The 25,301-nt window shown below is 60.8% G+C and carries 29 protein-coding genes and 1 pseudogene; 11 read left to right on the forward strand and 19 right to left on the reverse strand.

Features of this window, described 5'->3' with window-relative positions:
* Positions 1–34: 34 nt before the first annotated feature.
* Together ABNQ40_RS35675 and ABNQ40_RS35680 are read right to left on the reverse strand one after the other, a co-directional pair.
* A complete protein-coding gene (locus ABNQ40_RS35675) occupies positions 35–322 on the reverse strand; it encodes a hypothetical protein (RefSeq protein WP_377806580.1) in 288 nt (95 codons plus the stop codon).
* Between the two features lie 91 nt (positions 323–413).
* Positions 414–1,469, reverse strand: coding sequence for a phosphoadenosine phosphosulfate reductase (locus ABNQ40_RS35680; RefSeq protein WP_377806579.1), 1,056 nt, complete (start codon positions 1,467–1,469; stop codon positions 414–416).
* A gap of 192 nt (positions 1,470–1,661) precedes the next feature.
* Here ABNQ40_RS35680 and ABNQ40_RS35685 point away from each other — a divergent pair, with 192 nt between their 5' ends.
* Together ABNQ40_RS35685 and ABNQ40_RS35690 are read left to right on the forward strand one after the other, a co-directional pair.
* Positions 1,662–2,147 (forward strand): MucR family transcriptional regulator, encoded by a 486-nt coding sequence (locus tag ABNQ40_RS35685; protein WP_377806578.1) that lies wholly within the window; start codon positions 1,662–1,664, stop codon positions 2,145–2,147.
* A gap of 170 nt (positions 2,148–2,317) precedes the next feature.
* Positions 2,318–4,501 (forward strand): ATP-dependent RecD-like DNA helicase, encoded by a 2,184-nt coding sequence (locus ABNQ40_RS35690; protein WP_377806744.1) that lies wholly within the window; start codon positions 2,318–2,320, stop codon positions 4,499–4,501.
* Positions 4,502–5,433: 932 nt separating this feature from the next.
* On the opposite strand, the gene ABNQ40_RS35695 is transcribed toward ABNQ40_RS35690, so the two are convergent.
* The 11 genes and pseudogenes from ABNQ40_RS35695 to ABNQ40_RS35745 form a co-directional block, all read right to left on the reverse strand.
* Positions 5,434–5,697 (reverse strand): hypothetical protein, encoded by a 264-nt coding sequence (locus ABNQ40_RS35695; RefSeq protein ID WP_377806577.1) that lies wholly within the window; start codon positions 5,695–5,697, stop codon positions 5,434–5,436.
* A gap of 25 nt (positions 5,698–5,722) precedes the next feature.
* Positions 5,723–6,109, reverse strand: coding sequence for a hypothetical protein (locus tag ABNQ40_RS35700; RefSeq protein WP_391349811.1), 387 nt, complete (start codon positions 6,107–6,109; stop codon positions 5,723–5,725).
* Positions 6,110–6,285: 176 nt separating this feature from the next.
* Positions 6,286–6,780: a GNAT family N-acetyltransferase gene (locus ABNQ40_RS35705; protein WP_377806575.1), complete on the reverse strand. Its 495-nt coding sequence runs from the start codon at positions 6,778–6,780 to the stop codon at positions 6,286–6,288.
* Positions 6,781–7,710: 930 nt separating this feature from the next.
* Positions 7,711–8,406 carry a hypothetical protein gene (locus ABNQ40_RS35710; RefSeq protein WP_377806574.1) on the reverse strand — a complete coding sequence of 232 codons (696 nt, stop codon included), beginning with the start codon at positions 8,404–8,406 and terminating at the stop codon, positions 7,711–7,713.
* A 192-nt stretch (positions 8,407–8,598) separates the two neighbouring features.
* On the reverse strand, positions 8,599–8,919 hold the full coding sequence (locus ABNQ40_RS35715; RefSeq protein WP_377806573.1) for a hypothetical protein: 321 nt from the start codon (positions 8,917–8,919) through the stop codon (positions 8,599–8,601).
* A 23-nt stretch (positions 8,920–8,942) separates the two neighbouring features.
* Positions 8,943–9,155 (reverse strand): hypothetical protein, encoded by a 213-nt coding sequence (locus ABNQ40_RS35720; RefSeq protein WP_377806572.1) that lies wholly within the window; start codon positions 9,153–9,155, stop codon positions 8,943–8,945.
* A 641-nt stretch (positions 9,156–9,796) separates the two neighbouring features.
* Entirely contained in the window at positions 9,797–9,883 is an 87-nt protein-coding gene (locus tag ABNQ40_RS35725) for a zinc finger domain-containing protein (protein WP_391349813.1), read from the reverse strand.
* Positions 9,884–10,224: 341 nt separating this feature from the next.
* Positions 10,225–10,755 (reverse strand): annotated as a pseudogene (locus ABNQ40_RS35730) (RelA/SpoT domain-containing protein); the annotation flags it as partial.
* Between the two features lie 39 nt (positions 10,756–10,794).
* Positions 10,795–11,094 (reverse strand): hypothetical protein, encoded by a 300-nt coding sequence (locus tag ABNQ40_RS35735; protein WP_377806571.1) that lies wholly within the window; start codon positions 11,092–11,094, stop codon positions 10,795–10,797.
* Positions 11,095–11,247: 153 nt separating this feature from the next.
* Entirely contained in the window at positions 11,248–11,901 is a 654-nt protein-coding gene (locus ABNQ40_RS35740) for a trypsin-like serine peptidase (RefSeq protein WP_377806570.1), read from the reverse strand.
* Between the two features lie 77 nt (positions 11,902–11,978).
* Complete coding sequence (locus ABNQ40_RS35745) at positions 11,979–12,584, reverse strand: recombinase family protein (RefSeq protein ID WP_377806569.1); 606 nt, start codon at positions 12,582–12,584, stop codon at positions 11,979–11,981.
* 241 nt (positions 12,585–12,825) lie between these two features.
* On the opposite strand from ABNQ40_RS35745, the gene ABNQ40_RS35750 reads away from it, so the two are divergent.
* From ABNQ40_RS35750 to ABNQ40_RS35780, 7 genes are all read left to right on the forward strand, one after another.
* Positions 12,826–13,080 carry a hypothetical protein gene (locus ABNQ40_RS35750; protein WP_377806568.1) on the forward strand — a complete coding sequence of 85 codons (255 nt, stop codon included), beginning with the start codon at positions 12,826–12,828 and terminating at the stop codon, positions 13,078–13,080.
* A 112-nt stretch (positions 13,081–13,192) separates the two neighbouring features.
* Complete coding sequence (locus ABNQ40_RS35755) at positions 13,193–13,489, forward strand: hypothetical protein (RefSeq protein ID WP_377806567.1); 297 nt, start codon at positions 13,193–13,195, stop codon at positions 13,487–13,489.
* A gap of 52 nt (positions 13,490–13,541) precedes the next feature.
* On the forward strand, positions 13,542–13,940 hold the full coding sequence (locus ABNQ40_RS35760; protein ID WP_377806566.1) for a hypothetical protein: 399 nt from the start codon (positions 13,542–13,544) through the stop codon (positions 13,938–13,940).
* 30 nt (positions 13,941–13,970) lie between these two features.
* A complete protein-coding gene (locus tag ABNQ40_RS35765; RefSeq protein WP_377806565.1) occupies positions 13,971–14,171 on the forward strand; it encodes a hypothetical protein in 201 nt (66 codons plus the stop codon).
* 37 nt (positions 14,172–14,208) lie between these two features.
* Positions 14,209–14,505 (forward strand): hypothetical protein, encoded by a 297-nt coding sequence (locus ABNQ40_RS35770; protein WP_377806564.1) that lies wholly within the window; start codon positions 14,209–14,211, stop codon positions 14,503–14,505.
* 102 nt (positions 14,506–14,607) lie between these two features.
* Positions 14,608–14,853, forward strand: coding sequence for a type II toxin-antitoxin system Phd/YefM family antitoxin (locus tag ABNQ40_RS35775; RefSeq protein WP_377806562.1), 246 nt, complete (start codon positions 14,608–14,610; stop codon positions 14,851–14,853).
* A 5-nt stretch (positions 14,854–14,858) separates the two neighbouring features.
* On the forward strand, positions 14,859–15,311 hold the full coding sequence (locus ABNQ40_RS35780; RefSeq protein ID WP_377806561.1) for a PIN domain-containing protein: 453 nt from the start codon (positions 14,859–14,861) through the stop codon (positions 15,309–15,311).
* A 148-nt stretch (positions 15,312–15,459) separates the two neighbouring features.
* Here the strand turns inward: ABNQ40_RS35780 and ABNQ40_RS35785 are convergent, their stop codons facing one another.
* Positions 15,460–16,020, reverse strand: coding sequence for a hypothetical protein (locus tag ABNQ40_RS35785; protein WP_377806560.1), 561 nt, complete (start codon positions 16,018–16,020; stop codon positions 15,460–15,462).
* Between the two features lie 5 nt (positions 16,021–16,025).
* Here ABNQ40_RS35785 and ABNQ40_RS35790 point away from each other — a divergent pair, with 5 nt between their 5' ends.
* Together ABNQ40_RS35790 and ABNQ40_RS35795 are read left to right on the forward strand one after the other, a co-directional pair.
* Complete coding sequence (locus tag ABNQ40_RS35790) at positions 16,026–17,297, forward strand: IS110 family transposase (protein WP_377806559.1); 1,272 nt, start codon at positions 16,026–16,028, stop codon at positions 17,295–17,297.
* A 1,246-nt stretch (positions 17,298–18,543) separates the two neighbouring features.
* Entirely contained in the window at positions 18,544–19,260 is a 717-nt protein-coding gene (locus tag ABNQ40_RS35795; RefSeq protein WP_377806558.1) for a hypothetical protein, read from the forward strand.
* Positions 19,261–19,574: 314 nt separating this feature from the next.
* Here ABNQ40_RS35795 and ABNQ40_RS35800 read toward each other — a convergent pair whose 3' ends face one another.
* The 5 genes from ABNQ40_RS35800 to ABNQ40_RS35820 all read right to left on the reverse strand — a co-directional run bounded on the left by ABNQ40_RS35800 (position 19,575) and on the right by ABNQ40_RS35820 (position 25,181).
* Positions 19,575–20,567, reverse strand: coding sequence for a hypothetical protein (locus ABNQ40_RS35800; protein WP_377806557.1), 993 nt, complete (start codon positions 20,565–20,567; stop codon positions 19,575–19,577).
* A gap of 302 nt (positions 20,568–20,869) precedes the next feature.
* On the reverse strand, positions 20,870–21,127 hold the full coding sequence (locus ABNQ40_RS35805; RefSeq protein WP_149228695.1) for a hypothetical protein: 258 nt from the start codon (positions 21,125–21,127) through the stop codon (positions 20,870–20,872).
* Positions 21,128–21,180: 53 nt separating this feature from the next.
* Positions 21,181–21,825: a hypothetical protein gene (locus ABNQ40_RS35810; protein ID WP_377806556.1), complete on the reverse strand. Its 645-nt coding sequence runs from the start codon at positions 21,823–21,825 to the stop codon at positions 21,181–21,183.
* Positions 21,826–21,955: 130 nt separating this feature from the next.
* The gene (locus ABNQ40_RS35815; RefSeq protein WP_391349718.1) at positions 21,956–23,938 is read right to left on the reverse strand and encodes a hypothetical protein; all 1,983 of its coding nucleotides are present in this window, start codon (positions 23,936–23,938) and stop codon (positions 21,956–21,958) included.
* Between the two features lie 376 nt (positions 23,939–24,314).
* Positions 24,315–25,181: a hypothetical protein gene (locus ABNQ40_RS35820; RefSeq protein ID WP_377806537.1), complete on the reverse strand. Its 867-nt coding sequence runs from the start codon at positions 25,179–25,181 to the stop codon at positions 24,315–24,317.
* Positions 25,182–25,301 lie beyond the last annotated feature (120 nt).

Raw genomic sequence — 25,301 nt, forward strand, 5'->3', positions numbered from 1 at the left:
CTTGACTGAAAGCGCTAGATGTTCGCGTGGGCTCTCAGTCGTATTTCTTCGTGTCCAAGCGCGACAAGGGCTCCAGGCTCCGGCGCTCGTTCGCCTCGTCGACCGCCTGGTTGAACGCGCGGCGCATGATCCAGATGTCGCGCCAGAACGCCGTGTAGCGGAAACCAAGGAACGCCAGCAGGACGACCGCGATGACCGCGCCCGCGATCAGGGTCGCTGTGTGCAGCCACGGGAGTAGCTGGCTTGCCACGACCAGGATGCACATGCCGATGGCGATGACGCTCAGTGCCAAGCAGTTGCGGTGGTTGTTACGGTAGGACATCGGGCTGCACCTCTCGGCGGGAGCATACCCGGAGAGGAGGCTGTCCGACAGGGCGAAGTGAGCCCGACCGGGAGAAGAAGGCCCCCGGCGGTCAGCAGGGGCCGGCGTTCTCGCCGTATGCGCCCTTCGGCAGGTGCCAGTCCGCGGGAGCCACGCGGATCAGCCCTTCGTAGGTGCGGGACATGGCGATGCGGATGGTCTCCGGATCCATGTCATGCGCACGCCCACGGTCAGCGCGCTGTGTGACCGTTTCGTCTCGCTGGATGGTGTGCCCCAGCTCGCCTTCCATCGTGGAGATCACGCCAAACATCTCGGGCGCTGCCACGCGCAGGCTGGCCCATTGCGACGGCGAGCCATAGACGCACGCGGCACAGGACGCCCGACCCCATCCCAGGTAGTAGCAGGGATGAGCTACAACCCCATGTCGCCTGATGATCGCACAGACATCCTCGTCGCTCCAGGCGTGCACAGATCGCCAGACATGGACTGTCCGGTTGACCCGTCTCCCAGGGGCGTTGCAGCGATGGTTCTGGAACGGTAGGTACTTGGCCCGGTTGGTGCTCTCCGCTGCCCGTTCTCCGGTCATCACCAAAACGCGTTTGCCTCGAAACCTCTCTTGGTTGTTGATCGCAATAGACATTACATCCACTTTCAAACCACCACTGCACCAGCGAATGCGCAGATTGGGCGAGAGCGCTGGCCAGCGCCGCCGGGTCGCGACTTCGCCGCGCTCTCCACCGGCCACCTTCACGCCTTCAGGCGTTTCGAAGGCCACTGGCGCGCTCATGGCGTTAGTCTTCAGGAGTTCACGCTTGAAGCCACCGATGCGCCAGGAGAAGTAAATGCGTAACCCAAAGGCTGCAGCGAACTTCCGGCAGTAATCTGCCGTCACCGGCCAGTCCATGAAATTGCCGTGGTCCTCACGGCCGTCAACATCATGGTGCCAAAGTTCGATTTTTGCAGGATCAACACCGCGCTCCAGCAGGTCAAGGACCATCGCGACGCTATCCTTTCCCCCGCTGAATGCTACAAGGATGCGGTCATAGCTTGCCAGGTCCGGTTCGAAGAAAGGAACCGAAACTGGGCCAAGTCCAGAGATCGGAGCTGAAGCGGAATCGGAGAAGATGTCCAGCGTGTACTGGAACATGGGGAGACTCCGGAAATGTGGGGGGTTGGCGTTGATGAAGGGAACTATATCGTACAGAGCGCATATTGCAAGATGAAAAGCGAGCGCCCCTCAAGTTTTGAGTTGTTTATTTGGCGCTGTGATGAATGCCGTTCTTCGTGCTAGTTTGACGGCCCGCATCACCGTCTTGCATCGACAGTGGAGACACTTTGAATGTCCCAACAGGACCATGAAGATCGCTTTGACCACGCAGGCCTGGTGCAGATCACCACCAAGATTGCGTCCGCGTACCTGAGCAACCATGCCCTGGCGGTGGCTGAGATCCCTGCGGTTCTGCGCGGAATCTATGGGGCACTCTCCACTGCGAGCAACCCCGCATCGGCGCAAGCCGAGAGGCAGCAGCCGGCCGTCCCCATCAAGCGTTCCGTGTCGCAGGACACGATCACTTGCCTGGAGTGCGGGCAGAAGAACAAGCTCCTCAAGCGTCACCTGCGCGTCGAACACGACCTGGCGCCCGACGAGTACCGGACGAAATGGGGCCTACCACCGGAGTATCCGATGGTGGCCCCCACCTACGCGGCCGCTCGATCCCAGATGGCAAAGGGCATGGGGCTTGGGCGTCGCGCTCAGACACCGGTGCCGGTGGCACTGGAAAAGCCCACAGGGCGTGGCCGTGGTCGCGGTAAGGCGGCCCCCTGAGGTCGGGGTGATACGGCGGAGCGACTAGATTGCCGCCGCCGCTGCTTGGGGGCGCCGAGGTTGCTGGCCGCATCGAACAAACCAGCCTCTTGGAGGAGCTGGATGACGGGACAGCCGGGGCGGAGCTGACAATCCTGGTCTCACGGCCGGGAATCCAACACACTCGCATCATGACCGGGCAAGCTATCGCGTCATCAACGGAGTCCCTTGCTGGGCTGGTGGAGCGCGTGACCTTTCACAGCGCCGAGACCGGCTTTTGCGTGCTCCGGGTGAAGGTCCGGGGACATCGGGACTTGGTTGTCGTAGTCGGACATGCGGCGATGATCTCGGCCGGGGAGTGGATTCAGGCGAGCGGCAGCTGGGTCAACGATCGCACCCACGGCCTCCAGTTCAAGGCCACCTTCCTGAAGGCGACCCAGCCCACTACGCTGGAGGGCATCGAGAAGTATCTCGGCTCCGGCATGATCAAAGGCATCGGCCCCGTCTACGCCAAAAAGCTGGTGAAGGCGTTCGGCGAGGCCGTGTTCGACGTCATCGAGGCCGAACCCGGTCGCCTGCGCGAAGTCACGGGCATCGGGCCCAGGCGGGCCGACCGCATCGTCAAGGGATGGGCCGACCAGCGGGCCATCCGCGAGATCATGCTGTTCCTGCACGCCAACGGCGTCGGCACCTCCAGGGCCGTCCGCATCTACAAGACCTATGGGCAGGAGGCCATCCAACTCATCACCGAGAACCCATACCGGCTGGCTCGGGACATCCGCGGCATCGGCTTCAAGACCGCTGATGCCATCGCGGCCAAGCTGGGCATCGAGAAGACGGCCATGGTCCGCGTCCGGGCGGGTATCGGCTACGCGCTGGCCGAGGCTATGGACGAGGGGCATTGCGGCCTGCCGGTGGAGGACCTGGAGAAGCTGGCCAGCGAACTCCTGGAGGTCGGCACCGATCTGGTGGCCGAGGCGCTGGCGGACGAGCTTCGTGACGGCGCCGTCATCGCCGATCAGCTGGAGGGCAGGGACTGCGTCTTCCTGGCTGGGCTGTACCGGGCCGAGCAGGCCATCGCCGCCCGGCTGCGGGGGCTCGCGGGCGGGACGCTGCCCTGGCCCGCCATCGACATGGAGAAGGCGCTGGAGTGGGTGGAGGGAAGGACGGGACTGACGCTGGCGCCGAGCCAGCGGGAGGCTGTCCGGCTTGCCCTGGCATCCAAGGTCATGGTCATCACCGGCGGCCCCGGTGTTGGCAAGACGACCCTGGTCAATTCCATCCTGAAGATCCTGGCCGCCAAGCACGTCCGCATCCTGCTGTGTGCCCCGACCGGCCGGGCGGCCAAGCGGCTCTCGGAGAGCACCGGAATGGAGGCCAGGACCATCCATCGGCTGCTCGCCTTCGACCCGGCTGCCGGAGGCTTCAAGCACAGCGAGGAGAACCGACTGGAGTGCGATCTGCTCGTCGTCGACGAGACGTCCATGGTCGACGTGCCGTTGATGAACGCGCTGCTGAAGGCGACCCCCGACCGGTCGGCCCTGATCCTGGTCGGCGATGTCGACCAGTTGCCGTCGGTGGGGCCGGGGCAGGTGCTAGCCGACGTAATCGCATCCGGCGCCGTGCCCGTGGTGCGCCTGACCGAGGTCTTCCGACAGGCAGCCACCAGCCGCATCATCGTCAATGCCCACCGCATCAACCAGGGCCAGATGCCGGACCTGACGCCCGTAGAGGGCTCGGACTTCTACTTCGTCGAAGCGGTGGAGCCCGAGGACGGTGTCCGCAAGCTGATCGAGGTCGTTCGGAACCGGATCCCAAAGCGCTTCGGTCTCGACCCTGTACGCGATGTCCAGGTGCTCTGTCCGATGAACCGCGGCGGTCTCGGCGCGCGGTCGTTGAACGTGGAACTCCAGGCGGTCCTGAACCCGCCGGGCGATGTCCGGGTCGAGCGCTTCGGCTGGACCTACTGCGTCGGCGACAAGGTCATGCAGACCGAGAACGACTATGAGAAGGAAGTCTACAACGGCGACCTTGGCGTCATCATCGCGATGGATCCGGAGAACAGTGAACTGTTGATCGACTTCGACGGCCGTGAGGTCCCCTACGACTTCGGCGAACTGGACCAGGTATCGCTGGCCTACGCGACGACGATTCACAAGAGCCAGGGGTCCGAGTACCCGGCCGTCGTCATCCCATTGGCGATGCAGCACTGGAGCATGCTCAGGCGCAATCTCGTCTACACCGGCGTGACCCGCGGGAAGCGACTGGTCGTCGTCGTGGGCCAGCGGAAGGCACTCGGGATGGCGGTGCGGGCACGGCAGGAGGGGCGTCGGTGGTCGAAGCTGAAGGAATGGCTTTTCGCAAAAGCAGCCTGACCGTTATGGGAATGCCTTCCGGCTCCAAGAGGGTACGGGCGCTTCGTCAGTTTCACCTCCCCGTCGAACGCCAGATCGGGCCGGCTTCCGGTCGCCGTTGATCTCAGAACAATGGGAGTTGCACCTTGCCGCCATCGTCCGCGTGGCGCCGTGCTGCCTGCACAGCGGCATTCTGGGCGCCCTCTTGGCTGCGCGATCTCCCGCTGGCAACTTGCTCGCCGGCAACGGTTACGTTCCATACCCAGCATTCAGGGCGCCAGGTTACAGCGAGATCGCACCCGTGAATGCGGGTGACAATGTGACGAACGGACCAAACCGGGGACTGGTGCATCAGGGCCTCAGGTGCGATTGGTCAACAGCCAGACCACATCGGGCGTTTATCAGGCGGCGGGGAAACTACGGAGGAGACTGCCAGCCCACATCACCAGACCGAAGGCGACGGCCGAGGCTTGGGTCGGGCGGCTGCGGGTCAGTTCGGCCTATTGATCGCTTGCTCTTCGTTTGCCGAGTTGGCCATGACCTCAACAAGCGTGTCCATGTCGTGGTACAATCTTTCCAATATTTGCGCGACGATCTCACTCGCAGGACCTTTTTCGCTGCCCCCGATCGCGAGAGGGCGCAACACTTCGAATGCCTCATTCATGGAAGTAAAAGCAGTCGCAAGTCGTTCATTTCGCGTCATGGTATTCCTCAGATAACGCCGCCGTCGCAGGTGGACGGCGGGTTTGTACGGTGCCGGTTCTAGTGCGGCACCCTAGCCGCAAACTCGTTAATCGACAACTTAAGGCAGCTGGCGGTCTTGCAGGTCGGCGCCCTCGGCTCGCGTTACTTGCTGACGGGGGCGGCGCGCTGGGCGCGCGGCCAGTTCCACCGCGGCGGCTGACCGGCCGGGACGGCGGCGATCCTGCTGCTGGTCGGCGCCGTCGGCCCTCCTATGCTGGATCGGCAGGCGCGCTGGCGCTGATTATGTGGCGAGCATCGACGACGACCTCTTCGCCAGCGTCGGTCATAATCCAGACACCGACGGATGTTGGTGCCACTGGATCATTGCCCCGGATGTGAGACACAGCACCCTCGACCACCTTCGGCTTGGCGGCAACCTTCAACTGGACGCCGGCCAACGACACGTCATCAAAGGGTCGGACCTCGTACCATTCGGCGCGAACGCGCATGCCTTTCACCAGAGTTCGCATCATGGCGCTCCTTTTCTGGATTAATGGATCATGCCCCCTGAGCCAGAGCCCGTTCCAGTACAGCTCGGGCTGGCGCGTATCGCTCAGCGACCATCCGGGGGCCGGCGAGGAGAGCCGCAACGCGAACGGGATCGCTGTTGTCCAGGTTGTCGGCTATCTTCACCCGGATCGCCGTAATGTTCCCACTGCTGGCGATCCGTTCGATCCAGTCCAGGTAGCTCCCGGCACGGTCCAGGTTCCGGCTGACGAGTTGGACCGCGGAGATGGCCTCCTCCTCAATCCCTGCCGCGCGCAGTTCCTCCGCGGTCACACCAGTGTCCTCGACTGCATCGTGCAACAACGCGGCCTGGACCTGCGCCTTCGTGGCATCGGGGAACCGCTCGACCAGACGGTGGGCGACCCGCTCAAGATGCATCCAGTACGGAGCGCCGGCCTTGTCGACCTGCCCATGGTGGAGGGCTTTGGCGAACTCCAGCGTTTCTCGAAACCAGCCTGGGTCCTGCACCGCTAACGCTCCCTTTCTCTATACCGACCTGGCGACCGCTTCAGCCACTGTCGCCACGATCATACACGACCCAAACGCTTGCTCGCCTAATGGCTCAGAAACTTCACCATCAAGAGTTCATCGATATAGATGCCGTTGACCATCAGCGCCCTCCGCTCGGTCCCGTACGCCTCGAAGCCTAGGCGCCGGTAGAGGTTGATGGCGTGGTCGTTGTTGACGGCGACAGAGAGGTGGACCTGCTCAACCCGTGTTCCGGCATGGTCGAGAACAGCGTCTATCACCGCTTCGGCAAGGCCGCTGCCCCGGCGGCATTCCCGGACATAGACGCCCCAGAGAATGCCCTTGTGCATCTGCTTAGCCGTCTTGGGAACCGATAAGCCGGCCATGGCGTCGAGCTGGTCGTCGACAAACCCGCCGGCGATGTAGCCGCCCGTGGTCCATGCCGCGAATGCATCGACCGGGCGGGCGCTCTCCTCAGCATGGCTCGATCCGAAGGCCTCCGGATGCAACTCCAGGGCTTCAAGACGGAGGATCCGCAAGGCCTCGGCATCTTCTGGCACGAGTTGTCTCACCAAAGCCATCCGTCACGGCCTCCACTGATAGATCCAACTTCGGAGTGCCGCGGCTCCCGTACCGCCTCAGCTTTTGCAGACCTCTTAGGCCTTCAACTCAGCGAGGCGCTGCAAGACGGCTTCTTCCCGGACGCTCTCTGCGCGGGCATCAGTCCAGGCGTCCCCGCAGGCGCCGCACGTGGTGACAGGGACCTGCACATCGACGGTCGCCATCAGCACGTCTCCGGGGCCATAGGGGAAACGGACTGGCTGCGTTTCCACGCTGTGGACGAGGTTTGCACTCCCGCACTTCGGGCAGAGCTTGTCGAGGGGTTCCCCGAAGTCCGAGTTCAACATCACCTTCTGATTTCCTTTACTGCTGTCGGGCGCAGACCGTCTCAGCGACGAACCCACCGGCCCATTATCGCCCACCGGGCGACCCACTCCAAGCTCGTGGGAGTGCTGTCGGTATTTTCCAGGCGGCAATGCCCTCTTGCCGCCGACTATTCGCCGCAAGGCCGCGATGCAGGCGTCATCTTAGCGCCGGCGCGGCGGTCGACCGGGCTGGGCCAGTCGCTTCGCCCTGCCCCACTGCCCCAGCGCAAATGCCGCGGCCGGATCAAGAGCCTCCGGAGGCTCCGCATCTGCCGGTCGGCGCCAGTCGGTCATTTCTGGATCTTGGACGGGTGATAGCCGGCGGTTCATGAGACCTCGCTTTGTCTGCCAAGAGAGTCTACCGCGCGCACGCTCGTTCCGCGCGAGATTTTTGCTGTTGATTGGCGCTATCGGCGCGCAGGCTCCCAGGCGGCTGTTTGACCTAAGCGCTGATATCATTGACGTGTTGCAGCCCGTAGTTTGGACTCGGCCCGTATCGACGCCGATCAGATGTAGGCCAAGAGGCTACACAGTGGCCGGTTGCGGATACCGCACCGAACGTTTCGGCCATAGGCGAGAGGGCTTTCACCTTGTTGGCGCTGATGACAGGGGGCCGGCTGGTTCTGGCAACTCGGCGAGGAGATAGTTGATGTAACTCCGCGTTAGGTTACAGTAGAGGTGTGCCTCCTTGAGCGTTGGCGAAATGCCAGCGGCAAGCTGCGTGCCATGCCGGACGCCACCCCCGCCCGGTGATGATAGAAATCCGTGCATCTTGGTCATCCAACCAAGCGCTTCAGCGAGCGCACTGCCGGGATGGTTCTTGCGAAGCGCACGGACAATCTCGTTGAAGTATTTTCCCTCAACCGTACCAGAGCCGCTCTCCTGACCGTTGAAAGCGGTCGACACAGTTTCGAGCAACCAAAGGATCTCTTGAACAGCCTGCCGCGGCCGCTGCTCAAGGAGAAGTCGATCAGCTTGGTCCAACGAAGCGTGGATGAGCGCATAGGCCCGCTCGCCGAGCGATTTTTGAGGTGCGTGGACAGTGATGGGCATCTGCGAGTGGCGGGCCAGCAGAGCCGGCGGGCGAACTTCAAAAGGCACGTTATGCTTAGAGAGGACCTGATTGAGGACGTCGGCATCCGGCAACCCAACTTTCGGGTATTCAGCATGCACCTGTTCGCAGCCATCCCAGAAGGCGCTGATGAAAGCAGGCGCGTTGTCCGCTGCCGATATCATCACGTTGTGTAAATCAGTCATTGCCCAGCTTTCGCTTGAACTCACGGAATAGCCTCCTCCGAACTTCGCTTTAAAAAGCTCGAAGACCGCCCACGACGATTGGGTCTGGGACGCGATTGTGTGAACCAGTCCGTTGAAAGCTATCACAGCGGCTATAGGCATGGCGCCAGGGGAGCTATATCGCCAAGAAGCCGGCATAGTCAGGCTCACGCTGCTTTCCTCCTATTCTGTAGATCCTCAGGCCTCGCCCTGGAACACGCTTAGCGAAGTGGCGAGCCGGCGCAGGTAGGGGGCGACCGTCTCCTTCCAGAACGGGCTGGACAGGTCGTCGCGGCCAGCGGTCTGCTCAAGGTCCTCGATGAACATCTCGATCCGGAAGAAATCGTTGCCGGCGACCCAGTCGGGCCAGTTGTGCGCGAGATCAGCGAGCACGGCGATGGTCTTGTAGGACTCGTCGCCGGGGCGTACGGCATTCGTCCGGATCCACACGAGCACCTGGTGCAGCGCGCGCATCAGTTCATGCGCCTGGGGGTTCAGTTGGACGGGTGACGATGCCATGCTTTGCTCCTTGTTCTGGAGTGTCAGTCCTCGTTGGGCATTGAGCGCAGATCGTCGCCCACGACCAGCGCGGTGAGGGTCACCGCAACCTTGCTCTCCTCCGGGATGCTCGACGCGTCCACACCCTTGCCATACCCAACCGTGCCCAGCACGACGACATGATTGTCCTCCTCAACGAAGACGCTCTCCGTCAATCCGGCCCGACCATTCCCTAACTTCCCAACACGCAGTTCCATGATCTTTGTCCTCCATTGATAGACCGCAGCAGGTCAACGCCAGCTTGGACACTCAGCGCCGGCGTGGCGATCGACCAGGCTGGGCCAGCCGCTTCGCCATGCCCCACTGCCCCAGTGCGAATGCCGCGGCCGGATCAAGTGCCTCTGGGGGCTCGGCATCTGCTGGGCAGCGTCTGTCGATCATTTCGGGATCCTGGACGGGGAATAGCCCGCGGTTCATGAGGCCTCGCTTAGTCTGCCGAAGGAGTCTACCGCGCGCATGCTCGCCATGCGCGAAAATTTTGCAGCTGATCGGCGGCTTCGACGCGCAGGGCCTGCCGGCGGAGGGTGGCGCCGGGCGCTCGCTCAGCACCACCACCGCGGCGGGGCCGGGCTGCCGGCGGTCCGGCAGCTGATCGGCGCCGAGGCTTCGCCTCAGGCCGTCCGCCAAATGCAAGTATTTCTTCCGAAGTAGCTATGTTCGCTTTGATTGTCTCCAGAGTTGCCACGCCTGAAGCGTTGTTCTTGTGCTAGCAATGCGGGATGGGTCAGAATCTAAGTTCCGCCGCCAGTTTGGCGTGAGGATATCACGAAGCTTGTCCGTGAACATCGTTACGTCGAGGAAGTAATTTGGGTAAGCTGACTTGAGATTTTCAGCTTTGTCAACCTCTACTAGGACAGAATTCACTGAAGCGTTGGCTGCTTCTTCTGCGCCGTATGACTCTGCCGCACCTTCCGGCCCATGAAATCCTTTAACCCGGACGATGCTATCGAAAGCGCCGGGTTGGCGTTGAAACTGAATGAGGAATAATTTTGCATTTGCTGCGATATTGCGATCAATTACATTCAACGCTTTATTCATAGTTTCTAGGAAGCGAACTGCATCTAGCTTCGCAGCTAGGTGCTCTAGTTCTTGGTGCCGCTCTTTGCGTTGCACCGGCGTGTCTGGAACAACAGCGCAACCCTCCTGCTCAGCGAACTCCGCAGACATAAGCGCAAAAAAACGTCTCCAATTCAGACTACCTTCTCCCGATTTGTAGTCCTCACCATGCATCATCCCAACGGCCTCGACGGCAGTAGCCCAAGAGTGCTGGAGACGGGTTCTGACCTGTATCTCAATCTTTTGATCAACATACGAAACATCATGATCGTATTTTGGCTGGAAACGTAATACACAGTGATAGCTGCGGTATCCATCAACCTTCGGTGCGGCAATATAGTCGCTCTCGCCATGCACTAAATGATGACTGGCGCCCTCACGGTAGCGCCTTATCACGGCGGTCACATCGGTAGAATGTTCAAGTATTGCTCGACACCCTCCGAGATCCTGTATTTGTTGGAGTCTGATGGAACTCGCTCGTAGTTTGCGACGTATTGACGTCATACGTTTCATTCTGGCAGACGTCAGGCCTGCTATTCCCTCCTGCCTCAGACCTCGAATTAGTTCGTGACGGATGCGGCGCATGGGGAATGCATGCGAGTCACGCCAATTATAAGCAATGCGGAAGACTTCACTAATTTCATCCGCCTTATCTGGATCATGAATAATCGTACCGCTGAGTATCTTCCCCGCATTTGCAATTTCCTTTTTTGTATACTTGCAGAATGGATAATCTGACATAGTTACTCAAATGCTCCTCTGTTGAGAATAATCTTCAAATCACTTTCCAGTACCAACCATAAGGATGCTCTTACCATACCAGGCCCACCAAGTCGGATCGGTGTCGGGATCAACGTGCTCACGCCGCTCCTGATCGGGCCACGTATCATGCCAAGCACGATCTCGTGTGACCATAACCGGCGGCTGGCCAAACTGGTCCGCGGTGACATCGATGATGATGTCATCCGCCTCGATCCATGCATGGGTAGATGTGCCGATATCCTCATACCGGAAGCCGCAGACATAGGCCGCCGCAACTCCAAGGTCCCGGTGCAAAGCTTCGGCCAGAACTTCGCTCACGCTCCCACAGCACCCGGCGGGAAAGTGCGAGCACACATCTCGGGGGAGCTGATCACGGCCGGCATCGAGGCGCGCTCGAAAAGCTGCCGCGTACTCTTGAAGCTGGCCGATATCGGACACCTACTGCTCCTTTTCTAAATTTAACATCATGGCCTAATTTACGCCAGCATCCTTTAAGAATTCCGAGATGTGTGAAGCGGGCGTGTAAACCATCCTGACATATGGCGAAGACTGAAAACGGCCCAAGCCACTTTTCACCGCCTCTTGGTTCTGCTTTATGAAGTTTGACGAGTCGAGGAACTCGCCATAAGAAATGATTCCAGCAAGGCAATTGCGCGATGCGTCAATCACGGCTCCCCCGCTGTCACCTGGGCTGACAGCAGCATGCAGAACATTTCTCGCTCCCTTGACCGCTTTAGCGATACCGACGAGTGCGCCATGCGCGCCCAAGTATGCGTGCTGCACGGGGCGGTCATTTTGGCAGAGGCGTGCCGGCAAGAGGCCGTTGTGTTCGACGCTAATAGCTGCTGCATCATTAATCCTTATGAGAGCAAGATCGTTGTAGCCGGGGCTGAAACTCACTGCATGTGCCTTGATGGCCGCCGATCCGATCATCCTCCGATTCATAAAGAATAGAGTCTCCCCTTGCTTCATGTGATCAACCACATGGGCGGCTGTCAGGAGCAAACCGTTGCCAATATATACGGCTGATCCGGATATTGCTCCGGCTTCTATGCTTACGGTCGATGACAACGCAATTCCGCCGTACAATAATTCCTTAGGAATGGTGTCGGCTGCTGCAGACATCGTTGTCCCAAAGCACATCAAAATTATCCCAAAAATAGAACTACTTCTAACCATGCGTTGAATATCTCCTTTGATGTTCAGCGGTTGGACGGAATGTCGACGTCGTTCTCCCCGTCCGCCAGGGACGAAGCACCGCCCGGAATGTCGCGGTACAGGGTGGACACGGCCAAGCCAACCGCCTTCGCCGCAGCTCGGAAGGCCATGCCGCCGCGGATCAGCTCCTTCGCCTGCTCGATCTTCTCCGGTGTGGCTTCGAGCTTCCTGCCCACCCGAACGCCGCGGGCCTTGGCCGCCGCAACGCCGGCCTTGGTCCGCTCGCGGATCAGCGCGCGCTCGAATTCAGCGACGGCGCCGAACACGTGGATGATGAGCCGGCCGCCGGCCGTGGTGGTGTCGATGGCACCCGTCACCGCTCGGAAGCCGACCTTATTACGGTCGAGGAAGTCGAGGATCTCGATGAGCTGCTTTAACGAGCGGGCCAGTCGGTCAAGGCTCCAGACCACCAGCACGTCACCCTCTTCGACAGCGCGGAGAGCGTTCGCCAGCCCTTCACGTTTCACCGCGGCCCCGGACGCCTTGTCAGTGTAGATCCGATCTTCCTCCACGCCGGCTTTCTTCAGCGCCTCGACTTGCATGTCGAGGTTCTGATCGTCGGTGGAAACCCTGGCGTAGCCGATCAACATAGGGCTTTCTGTCTCGGAACTTGTGGCATGCTGACCATTTCGCACCACGAAAATGCGTTGATGGATAGGATGATGGAAGACCGTCAATATTGATAGACGGTTTGATGGACATTGTACGCGGGCCGGTCATGCCGCTACCGCATACCAATTGATGGACGGATTTGTAGACGGTTTATGCGCGGCATGGTAGAAGATAATCCACGAACACGGCGCGATGCGCCGCCAACCTCGGGAGCCGACCATGACCACCACGACCACCAGCAGCACCGCCGACCTGATCGCTCTGGGCAGCACCGCCCGCATGGCGTCTTTCGAGGGCGACACCTTGCAGATCAACCCGAATGCCGAGATCGAGGATTGGGGTGACGTCGTCGCTAACGTCGACGGCCTGGACGCCGCCGACGTGACGCCGCTCATCGGCTGGGGCGAGTTCACGCACGTCGTCGCCATCACCGATGCCAACGGCGACAAGGTCACGTACGCGGTCGCCCCCTGATCACCAGCCCCGCCGGGAGGCTATCATCCCGGCTCATCCAAGCCCCTCGCCATGGACGGGAGGTTTCGGTGACCATCCAGAAAACGCCGACACATACACAAGGAACCGCCTGATGGCACTCCCCTACACCGTCGAGGTTGCCCACCGGCAGTTGCCCAGACCGATGCTGGTGAAGGTGACTTCCAAAGACCCGGCCACCGCCGCCGACCAAGCAGCTTGTTCGGCGCTGGAGATCCTACTGGACGACGATGATCTCCCCGACGAGGACGATACCGGCGCCCTCGACATGGCGCTCGCCGAGCAGGAGCACGAATTGGATCTTCTGTGCGACGACAGCATATGCCGCGTCTGGCCCGGCCACCACGACACGCTTCCCGACGCGCCACCCGTCTACAGCGACAACGCCTGATCCAGCAAATCCCCGTCTGCCCTGCAACCCCAGCCGCAAAGGCCCCGCACCAATGATCCATCCAGCCCTCCGTGATGCGCTCGACGCAATCCTTGGTCGGGACCGCGCGTCAGCGTTGCTGGAGCACGACGGTTCCGGCCTGACCGCGACATTGGACGCGGCGGCGATTTACGCCTTCTGTAACCGTCGTCCTGAGGATCTGCATTCGGAGGTCCTGCGCCAGGCGATCGATCTTGCTGCCCCAGGAAGGCTGGACGAGCTTGGCGTTCCCGGCCGAACGAACAAGGGTGAATGGCTTGAAATTGCGATGCAGCTCCGTATGCAGGCAGATCAGATCGCGAGCGTGATCGAGCACGACGACGGGGACGGGATGGCTGTATCCGATCTTCAGTTCCACATGTACGAGTTTCGACCGTTGATCCACCGGATTGAAGCCCTGGAAAGCCTCTAGAAAACGCCGCTCAACCCGAAGGAGTCCGACATGGCCACCCCGATCAAGACCGGCAACGACACCATGGACGAGATGTTTCAGGAGGCCGGCACCACCGTTGAGCGCGATCCGGCCACCGGGCAGGTGATCGTCGCCAACTGGCCCAAGCCGCGGTGGACCGGCAGCCCGACGTTCCTGTCTGATGCCCTGGACGATTACGAGCGTGAGCGCGCCGCCGGCATCACCGACTGAAATCCAGCAAGCGCCCGTCGCCAGGAGGCTGTCCGACATGGCCATCACCGACAACGATCTGATCGCTCTTTCTTCCTTGTCTGAGGTGGACCGCAGGCGGGTACGCGACATGCCGCGGGGGATCGGACCTGCCGCGCTGCTCCGCCTCGAACGGCTCTTGCTGGTAAAACGGGAGGGGGCTCGGATCAGCGACTGCTACACGCGCACCGCCGCCGGTACCGGGGTGCTGCGCAACAACGCCGGTCGGCTGGAGCAGCTAAAGCTATCGGGCAAGTTGGACATCGTGCAGCTCGCTGAGATTGCGACGATCACCAGCGCTGTCTCGCACGCCTGAGCAGCCAGGACACATTGCCCGAACTTAGTGGCCACACTACCCGCACATTGACCCAAGCCAGCCCCGCTCCTATAGTAGTGAGATCACTACAAGGAAGCTGAGATGCATCGTACCGTATCTGCAGCCGACGCCAATCGGCAATTCTCCGAGATCCTCGGACAGGCTACCAGTGGGCACACCGTGATCATCACCAAGCGCGGGCAGCCGGTGGCGCAGTTGGCGCCCTATGATCGGTCTGCCGCCAAAACAGATGGCGGCTCGGCTTGGAACCGTCTGTTCCAGACGCTGGAAGATGGCGTGGAGCTCGGGGGCGAGCGGTTTGACCGTGACGCCCTTTATGACCGGTAACAGCAATGCGCTTCACGCTCGACACGAACATCCTGGTTTATGCAGTTGACCGGGCCGCCGGGAAGCGGCACCACCAGGCAGTTGCCCTGATCCACCGTCTCCCCGGCCGGGACTGCGTGCTGACGCTCCAGTCCCTGGCGGAGCTCTTCCGCACCCTCACCAGCGCGAAGCAGGGGATCCCGCCGGCGCAAGCAACAGACATTGTCCAGCAGTGGCGCGACACATTGCCGGTGGTGGCGGCTGACGACGCGTGCCTCACGGACGCCATGGACGCAGTCACCCATCATGGTTGGTCGTTCTGGGATGCGATGATCTGGGCGACGGCTAAGCGTCACGGGTGCCGTCTCCTCCTTTCGGAAGATGGTCAGGCCGGTCGTACGCTGGGAGGGGTCACCATCATCAATCCGTTTGCCGACGGCCCGCAGCTTCTTCTTGATGAGGCGCTGGGGGTGAACTGAACGCGCTCTGCCGAATAACGGTGAACGCCAGTTGCCGAGGCCGGCACGTAGCCCACGTCTCCTCCTCGCCCGGCTCGGCGCCACCTGCAGGTAGCTTCTGCCGTCAGGCTCAGACGGCGGCGGTCATGGGGCGATGGGCTGACGAACCCTAGCCCCGAGTCCGCGGCTTTTCCGTAGCTCGCGTCTTGCTCCGAGCCAAATGCACGGCCTCAAGCTTGGCCATTTGCTCCGCTACCATCCGCTCATGTTCATGGAACAGGATCAGAGCGTCCTTTCCGGCGTCTGTGCGGCGCCATCGGGTAGTGCAGCCGCCAATACCGCCCCGTTCGACGGGCTCGACATAGCCCCTCAGGTGAGCGACCCGCAGCAGCTCGTAGTCGGTGCTGCACCATCCCTGCCGCCGGCCGATGAACCGAGCCATGTCGGCAGACGGGGGCAAGCCAAGATCAGCGAACAGCCGGTGCCCATCGTTAGTCACGGCCGCCAAGCTAAGCTTGATGGTCAAGGCGACGATGCCGGCGGGAATGCTGGTTGTCCAGGCATGGATGAGCCCGCGCGCCAGCAGGCGCTTTTCCGGTGCAGACGCCGTGAAGCCGGCAGCGCGGGCATCCCGTGCATGCCGCCGGCGTCGATCCGCATCAATTGGGCAGATTGGGGTGGTGTCAGCTTGGTCATCGCTCGGTGCCGCATCGGGATGGCAGCCCGTCATCGAACATGCCCATTTCACGCCGCGAGCTTGGTATCGACACCGGCAAGGTCGATCTTGAGACCGCGACGAACGAGGGTCTGCTCGAGCACCCCCCGCGCCTCCAGCGGATCGGCACCGGCGTGCCACACACTGATGCGGCCAAGCACCCTTGTATGACAGAGCCGGTCCATATTGAAGCTCGGACGGTCGGTGGCAACCAGCCGTCCGGGTTGGCTGACCCCGTCGCTCCCAAGGCTTCGAGGCCGGGCGAAAGCTTGAGGGCGGCCAACCATCCTTTCAAGTCCGAACGGTTGCTTGAGCTCGAGCTCGCATCACAAGGAAGGATCACGAGGATGCCGGAATCTGAACGAGCCGTGGGGATCGATTGCGGCAAGGATTTCCTGGATGCTGGCGTGTTCCCCGGCGCCGGCCAGCATCGGGTGGCCAACACGCCCGAGGGACACCGGGAGTTGGTGGCCTGGATCGCGGAACGGGGGATCGGCGTGGCTGGCCTGGAGGCCAGCGGCGGCTATGAGCGGCCGGTCCGGAACGCGCTACGCGCTGCCGGGGTCTCGGTCCGGATCTTCGATCCGGCGCGGGTCCGCCATTTTGCCAAGGCCAAGGGGCGACGGGCCAAGAACGACCGCCTCGACGCGGCGGTGATCGCCGAGTTCACTGCCACCCAGACGGCGGAGCCGCTGCTTCCGGCCGATCTGGCCCGCGAGGAGTTGGCCGGCCTGATCAAGGCCCGCCGCCTGCTTGTCGACAAGCGAGCCGATCTCAGCAAGGGCATGTTCCATGCCCCAGCCGCCGCACGGGAGGCGTTGACCAACGCGGTCGAGCATCTGGCGCGGGAGATCGCCACGCTGGATGCCGCCATTGCCCAGGCAGCCAAAACCCTGTCATCCCTGTCCCGAACGTTACAGGAACTCCAGACCGCTCCAGGCATTGGTCCGCTGACGGCGGTGACGCTGGCTGTCCTGCTGCCGGAACTGGGCCGGATTTCCGGTGGGAAAATTGCCGCTCTGGTCGGCGTCGCGCCCTTCGATCGCGACAGCGGCACCTTGCGCGGGCAACGCCATATCGCCGGCGGGCGGGCCGGCGTGCGCCGTGCGCTGTTTTTGGCCACCTTGTCCGCCGCCACCCACGCCAAGGGCGTCATCGCCGACTTCTACCAGAGCCTGATCGGACGAGGAAAGCCGCCGAAGGTCGCCTTGGCCGCCTGTATGCGCAAGCTGATTGTCCGCCTCAACGCCATGCTCGCGAAGGGAGCCAACTGGGAAGCGAAACCCGCGTAAGAAGGCCGACGGTCGGCGCTCGCCGCCGACCGATGCCGAACACAGCGAACCGGCGGCGCGGACCGGTCAAGGCCGAAGCCGCCCGCAGGGCGGGGGCGCGTCCGCGCCCGCCTTGACGCGGAGCACCACCGGTTCAGCTCTCGCTTTCGAGGCAGTCTCGAACGTCCGAATCTGGCCGATAGTGTTGAAAAAGTTCTCAGGCTGATAGAATGAGAAATTTTCTGCCTCATGGCGGCCGTTTCCCGCGCAGATATGTTCCTGCTGCCTGAAAGAAGCGCCTCATTGTTGCGTAAAAATGGCTATGGAGCACTCACCAGAGAGTTTTTCAACACTATCGACCCATAGCAGACGCGGTCAATGCCCGCTGGTGCCCCTTTCCACGACAGCAGCCGGAACGCCCCATTCGCACCCTTCCGCGACATTGAGGCCTGTTGGCGCCCAGCCTGCGGCCTTTGTCGTTCCCAGACCATGGGCCGACCGTTTCCGACATGTCACGTCCTAACACTTTGCTCTAATCACGCTCTCAAGCATCGGACAATTTACTCTCAATCGGTCAGCTCGTCCGTCTCTGAGTATCAGAGTATGTACCACTCATCATTATCAAATGATAATATCCATTTTTCCCTTTCCTACTTGCAAAAATTATCTGATAATCTTGCGCCTCCTGCGGAATGTTTATGTCGCAACCATCGTGGTTGCCCGGATGTGAGAATAGTTTAAAGCGCCGATCAGGAATGGTCTGGAGCGGAGGTATACCAGCCACTTCAGCACACCAGACTTGGGCTCTGACAGGCGCTTTAGGAAAACCCGATATCCTCTGACGTTATTGGGAGTGGAAATCATGATAATCGCACGTCTTCTCACCTCATTAATAATAGCTCTGACAATAATTAACCCAGCGGCAGCAGCCTCAACATCGGCTTTGCAGCGTATTTTGGCACCGCATGCGGCCAGCCAAACGGAGCACGTTGAAATGTACTTGAAAAAAGTACAAGTTGGGCAGCCTGCAATATGCTGGGACGTCTGCAGCAAGCAGTGCAATACAAACTATGATATGTGCATCAATATGAGACCATCAAATCAGCACAATGTATGCTCAAGCGAACGATCTTCTTGCATGGATAACTGCAAAAATATGTGTTAGGAATTATCTTATACAACAGATTATTACTGAATTTTATATTCAGTAATTGAACAAGCTTCCCGCAAAGCGCCGATAAATTCACTGTATCACGGGGAGGCATATATGAATAACCGGTTGCTGACTGCGTTGCTTGCTACATACTTGTTTTTTTCCCTTACGCAAAGCAAAGCTCAAAGTCCATCTGTTAGGCAGGGTATACCGCTGCCTACCTCAGATATTGATGATTTAAATAAAATGTTTCAAAAGTCAGGATCTCCTCAGTGGACGTTGTGGGAGGGAAGAATAAGCCACGAGGTTCCATGGAACGGAGATGATATCGTAGCTAAATACACTTTCTCTACAAATCCATCAACTTCTATTTGCTTTGCTTCAATCAAAAATAATAGCTCGAATGGGAATTTTAAATATGGCTTTCCAATTGGAACTTATGCAAAGGCATATGGGAATGGAAACGAAACTGTGAATGCTATCGAGGCATCAAATAGCAGGGTTGTTGCAGTATGGGTTGGCAAAAGTGGCTCCTTTACCAATCGGATCCGGTCATGGCTTGATCTCACCGTCTTGGTAATAACTATACCAGGTAAACTTGATGAAAGTCAGCGCGCATTCTGTAAAAATAAAATGGACGAGAATATGAAAAAATACGATTACTCTCACATTGGTAACAATAAAAGTGGAATTTTATCATTCGTAACTATTTCGAGACCAATTATAGATTTTGGCAATCCTAAAGACCCCGAAAGAGTGAAAGTCTTAAACGAAGTTTGTAAGAATATGGGAAAAGAACCTGACTGCGGAAAACCCGGCAGAACAAGGTAACTTTGCTGTGGTAAACGGTGGCACACCGGCGACTGCGACATAATCTACCTTTCCACGACAACAGGGCCGCCGGCACCAAGCCGACGGCCTTCATCATTTCAGGGGCATGGGCAGACCATTTTCGACGCCAGGGAAAGGAACCAATCATCTGCTTGTGGCGGATAGTGTTGAAAAACTCCCAGGCCCGACAGAGTGAGAAATTTTCCGTCTTGCCTTGGCCGCGCCGCGCAGCGATGTCGCTTTGAAGCGCTGCCGGAATGACTAATTGTTGCGCGAAGACGGCGGCGAAGCAGTCGCTGGGGAGTTTTTCAACACTATCGGCGCAAAACCGCCATTCGGAAGTGGCTGACCCAGGGGCCGGCCACGACCGAGAGAATATGGTGGCTGGCCTCCGGATCGACGCTGAAGACACGCATGAGCTGGACAGGAATTGCAGATTTAGTGGTGTAGTTCACGCTTCGCAGAACACGGTTGCTTTCGCGACAGTCAGGCATGGCCTCGATCAGGCTGGACACCACGCGGAGGCGGCCGGAATGGATCACAGCTCGGCTCGCATCCCGAAGGATCGGTAGCGCTCGAGCGACGTCGTGTGCGGCATACGTGGGGCCGGTGATCGACAGGTGTGGCAGCGGACGGCCGCCATGCATGCACCAGCGCCACCCGTGATAATCCGACGCCCGTTCGTAGACGGAACGGCATGGGGCAATCCAGCGTGTCCGCGCGTCGCCAGCTCCGTCCCGGAACCAGATCAGCCATGAATACGAGGTTGCGCTGCTCCTCTTGGGATCCAGCCGCCCCACGAACATCGGGACGCGCTCGGCGTGAACGGCAATAATGTCAGGCGGACACTGGCTGAACAGCCGCTCGTAACGGCCCTGCCCTTCCAGGAATGCGGTTCGGACGATCACCGCCACGCCGCGGCGGGCGAAGCGGCGGGCGTGGTGTATAAAGGCCTCTCCCAAGGTGAAGGGTGGGTTCGTGCAGACCCAATCCGGAGCTTCCGCTGCACCGGGCGTCCAAGTCAGAAAATCGCGAATGCTGATCGGCTGCTCGTAGATGTCCCTGATTCCGTAATCCGCCACATCTGCGACACGCACATGCGGAGTGAACTCCAGCATCGTGCGGGCGATATCCCCCGCACCGGCCGCGGGCTCACAGACGACGCTTCCGGACAGCGCGTCGACACCAAGGATTTGGTGCACCAGCGCCCGAACCGCCCACGGTTGAGTGGGGAGAAAGTCCAGCGCCTCGGGGGCTGACCGACGCCGCTCACGAACAGCTGTGTTGTAGGGCAGGCTGATCGGCACTGGGGATTGGACCCTTCATGAATGAGGTTAAACCAGCCAGACACCATCGCTATCGCAGTTCTGGTGAACCGGTAAAGCATCGCGCGGCCGGTCAAGGAGTCCGGGCTACTCCGCGCCGTGCCGGAGAACCAGACAGCCGCCGCGGTTGTGGCGTCCCAAGCCAAAGACATCTTCGATGCACATTTTGCGGACAGCCAGGGTCGCCGCTCAACTCCCTCCCGCACCGCTTCGCCGGTTCGACCGGCGTTGTCCGGCGTCGCGGTGCAACGCCGGGAGGGAACGCGGCTTACGGCTGGGTTTTCTTACTCAGCCGCTGTGGCAACCACCGGAGCACGGCTGAACGTCCCGTGCATCATCGCCACGCGCAGGCCGGGAGCAGCGTTCAGCGCGTCTGTGATCTGCTGGCGCAGCTGCCCGTTTGGATCGATCTGCTTCATGACCGAGCAGAACTGGAAGATCTCCAGGTTCCCGAACGACACGCCGCCATCCCAGCCCTTCGTGTGGCCGACGAAATCGGGGATATCCAGAGAAACGCGGTCGTTCGTGACGGGGGTGCTCATGGCGGTTGCTTCTCCGAAGGGATGGCGGTTCTGATGTCGTGGGTGGACGATGGTCAGTGCGTCGGGACGTAGGTGTAGCCGGTCGATCCATTCACCCGCTGTTCGTCGCGGCGCTTAATGGCGTCCCACCGGGCACGGTTCTCCTGCGATTCCTCGATCCTAGCCCGGAGTTGTGCCGAACGTTGCATCGCCGAGCGCTGCGCCTCCTGCTGGAGCGCCGTTGTCCGGGAGCCCTTATATGCGGCCAGCAAGGCCTCATCGGCCGCGGAGCCATTGGTGCAGAAAATCGTGGCAGAGCCCACCTTTTGGATCAGCTCACGAGCGCCCCGACTGCTTTCATCCAACTGCCCGGCGCTCATCTCCAGGAGAATAGGCTGCCGACCCTGCTTCTTCTTTTCGCAGAAGGTGCTGCCGGCTTCAGTGACTTCCTCCGAGGTGATGTAGCGCGGATCGTAGCTGATGTTCAGCGCGTCGAGGATGGCGTCCCGGCTTGTGATCACGGTCGGCGTCCCATTGACTAAGGGCTGCTTGAAATGGTTCTCGAGGCCAGCGCGGGATAACAGCTGTTGCTGGGCATCCCGAGCCGTCTTCCATCCGTCTGCGGGAGGAGGCCGGGATGTCGTGGTGCAGGCAGCCAGGGATACGGCAACCGTGGCGACGACGATAGATCGCAGGGCGGCGGCGGGCAGTCTGTTCACGGTCGGGTACTCCAACGTGCGATGGCATCTGGTTAGCCGAATTTCAGCATTGCCCGCGACCTTGAAAGACGGCGATTTCCGCCGCCTTTCGCTGGTGTGACTGTGCCGTTCGACCTTCGATAGTTGTACCTCAGGCGGCTAAGGAGGCGAAGAGGTCGCCTTGCCCGATCGGCATGTTGGCTTGCCGTCGTTGCGCCGGCACCACCTTCGCCGGGATCAGGGTGGCAGCCTTCAGCCGATTGTGCTCACCATCGGAAATCGAGCGGGTGAGCAACTCCGCGGCCGACGTGCCTGGGCCGAGGCCTGCGTCAGTAAGACGCTGGGCGTGGTCGACCGTGTTCGCCAGTTCCTGCAGCCGTCCGGCGGCGAGTGCAATGGTGCCGAAGCGTAGGTAGAACTGTACCGCCACCGTCGGCCCGAAGCGTCCGTTGTGGTAGACATCGAGCAGGCGGTCAGCCTCGAACTCGAAAATCATACGAGCGGATTCGGCGTCAACCGAGAAGGTCTCCTCCTCCTGGTGTTCGACGCACGTTTGCGCGGTGACCGCAGGCACATCCCGGCCAGGGCGCTCATAGTAGAACGTGGTCAGCGGGTCGTAGAGCGGGTGCAACATCCGTTCATTCGTGGGAAGCGCAACCCAGCGCGCCTCCGGCATACGCAGATCGCGCCGGTTCGGCTGAACCTCGATCTTGGGGAGCTCAAAGCGAACACCCCGCTTGGTCACGTCGCGCCAGATGTGCAGGGCCTCAAAGGGGACGGAGGCGCCGTAGCGTGCCCACATGAAGTCGATTGCCAGCACCTGCTCAGGGCTTACGAGTTGGAACTGCGGCTTTGCCATACGCGTCGCCCAGGCGATGCCAGGCGTCCCAGCGGCTGCCATCGCGCGCATATAGGGGTCGGACCACGACACGGCCTCACCAGCGTAATAGGCCCAGAGGTCCTCGTCCAAAGCGGCGGCCCGCTCCCTCTCGCGGGCGTCGATCGTCAGGCAGATACCCAGCAGCTCCTGGACCATGGCTGGGGAGTAAACGTCGGCTTGGATCCGGACGTGCCCGGTAACCGGGTCCGTGGTTCTGGCCGTCCAACGCCGACGGTCGAGATCGTACTGGGTCGCCACGAGGAAGTCGCGCAGGTCATTGAGCGGCTTCATCCAGGCATACTTCGGGTCCCGGAGCATGATGGTCATGCTCTTGTCGCTGCTGCCCGATACGGTGCAAAGCGCGCAGCCAAAGCGGCTTCCACAGGCCGAGGCGGCAGACTTACCGGATGAGACCACCGGGCATTCGCCGGTGGCCGCGCGATAGAGGTCACGGGTCTGGTCGAAGTTCGGTGCATAGGCTTCCAGCGCCCGCCCCTCCCCAGCCAGGGCAAGGCATTCCCATACCTCATCCGTGTCGAAGTCGGCGATCAGTGGCAGCGTTCGTTGACCGTCCCCGGCAACGGTAATGACGCGGGCCGCGTCGCCCCTGCGACCCATCCGATCGGCTCGGCTGGAAGACTCTGAGAAGCGGGTGCCCAAGAGGGTCACCACGCTCTCCCGGTCCAGGGATGCAGCAAGCTCGGAGATGCGGAAGAAGTCGCCCGGCTCCGCAGTCCGAAGCATCGCCTCGTATTCAGCCTTCAACTCAGGCACCAGCTTGCGCAGTTCGCGCATGTTCGGGCGGGCTTTTAGCTCTACGCTGCAGTCTCGACTTGCCGAATTTGAAAACGTGGGCACCTTGCGCATGCCGATCACGGCAGTCATCCACGACGAGGCCAGGGTGGGACGCCCAACGCGTATCCGCAGAGGGATCGCGTGTCGACGGGCGTAGCGTTCCAGCAAGGAAATCTGGCTCTGGACGTGCTGATGAATGACAGGGTTCTCGATGCCGGTGTCTGCGGTCTGCACGGTCAACGGGTGGCGCAGCGGGTTCTCGCGCACCGCATCATGGTGGGCCAGCAGCGCGATGGTGAGCATTGCCGTGCTGTCCTTCCCGAAGCTGACCGCAACGGCGAGAGGGACATCCTTTTCGATGAGATCGCGCACTGCACGATAAGCTGCGGCGATCTTCTCGACGGTCTCAGAAGAGAACTTGGCATCCAGCAGCTTGTCTGTTGAGAAGAGCGCAGTCATGGCGGCGGCATCAGTCTGTGGTGTGATGAAGTAATCCTATCATACCGTACAGAGCGCACAAGCGAGAAAACATGCATTCGATCTTAACAGCGAATTACAAGAGACCAATGATCCTTTGAATGTAACCATTGTCACGGTCAGACAATGAAGGCGCTTGATGCGCACCTTGATTGCCTCGACACAACCGACGCTTCCGCCGACCACGTTTCGATGCGAGTTCATGACCGAGATGGATCGTCTCTCGCCCATCAAAGCCTATGCGGCCCTGGTGTGGTTGGTGACGATCGCCGCGCCAGCCGTCGGCTCAGTCGCACCCAACACCGCCGCCGTTCGATCTGCCCCCCTCCGCTCGTGTTCCGGCACTTCGCAGGGTTTCTCAGAACATGGACAGCTGACCCCGCTTGTCGACTGTCCAAACCGGCGCCGCATTGGCGGCCACCAGCTCTGCAGGTGCGACGTTGGGCTCCGGTTCATAGTGCTGCTCCTCGATGTCATCGACCACCTGCGGAGCGGATGCGCCACACACCTCAACCGCGTTGCCACTGGTTCCTGCCTTCTCGGAGCCGTCCCGGCCCAGCAGCTTCAACAGCAAGGTCGGAGGGAGCATCGAGAAGCCGGGGCCGCGAGGAAGCGCATCGACGAAGGCGCCCCAGGCGGCGATGTCGATGGCCCTTCCACGCTGGCACAGGCGGGCAAGTAGGCGGCACGTCAAAGCACAGAGGCGGTGGTAAGCCTGCGCGCGTTCGACCAGAAACTCGGGGGTCCAGTGCGAACCGGGGTCGAGCGGCTTGGCATGGCCCATCACCATGAAGGGAGCCAAAGCCTCGGTTGTGGTTGCGATCTCCCGCAACAGCTTGTCCTGGTCCGACGGCGGCGCGAGGTAGGCTTGGTTGACGGCAGCGGAGATCGCGCCCTCTAACATGATGAAATCCGAAAACCGCTGGTCCGGGGTGCGTCCTTTCGGCGATCCCGCCTTTGCTTCCCGAAGCCGCCGGAGCGCCGAAGCACGCTGCTTGTCCGCCTCCTTGGCGATTTCCTCCAGCGCAGTGGGTGAGGGAAGCGGCTGGCAATAGTGCGACCGGTAGCCAGTCGATGAGACCGGGCAATAGCCGAAGCGGACGGCGTGCAGTGCTTGGTCAGCAACACGCAGCGGCACGCCACGAACCTGGATGACGGTTGCGGGTAATTTTTCCCCGGCGGTGGGAGATGCGGTCTTAGAAGCGAGCTGAGAGGAAGCGGCCATCTTTCTTGCCTCTTTGTGTTGGAACCCAGCCTTATCGGCCCGTGCGGCGTGGGTACAAATTACCCTTGCCAGAGGAAGGAGGCAAGAGCTATATGGGAGCAGTCGGGTAAAAATTACCCG

Source organism: Azospirillum sp. A23 (assembly GCF_042938965.1).
In the GTDB taxonomy this organism is placed as follows: Bacteria; Pseudomonadota; Alphaproteobacteria; order Azospirillales; family Azospirillaceae; genus Azospirillum; species Azospirillum melinis.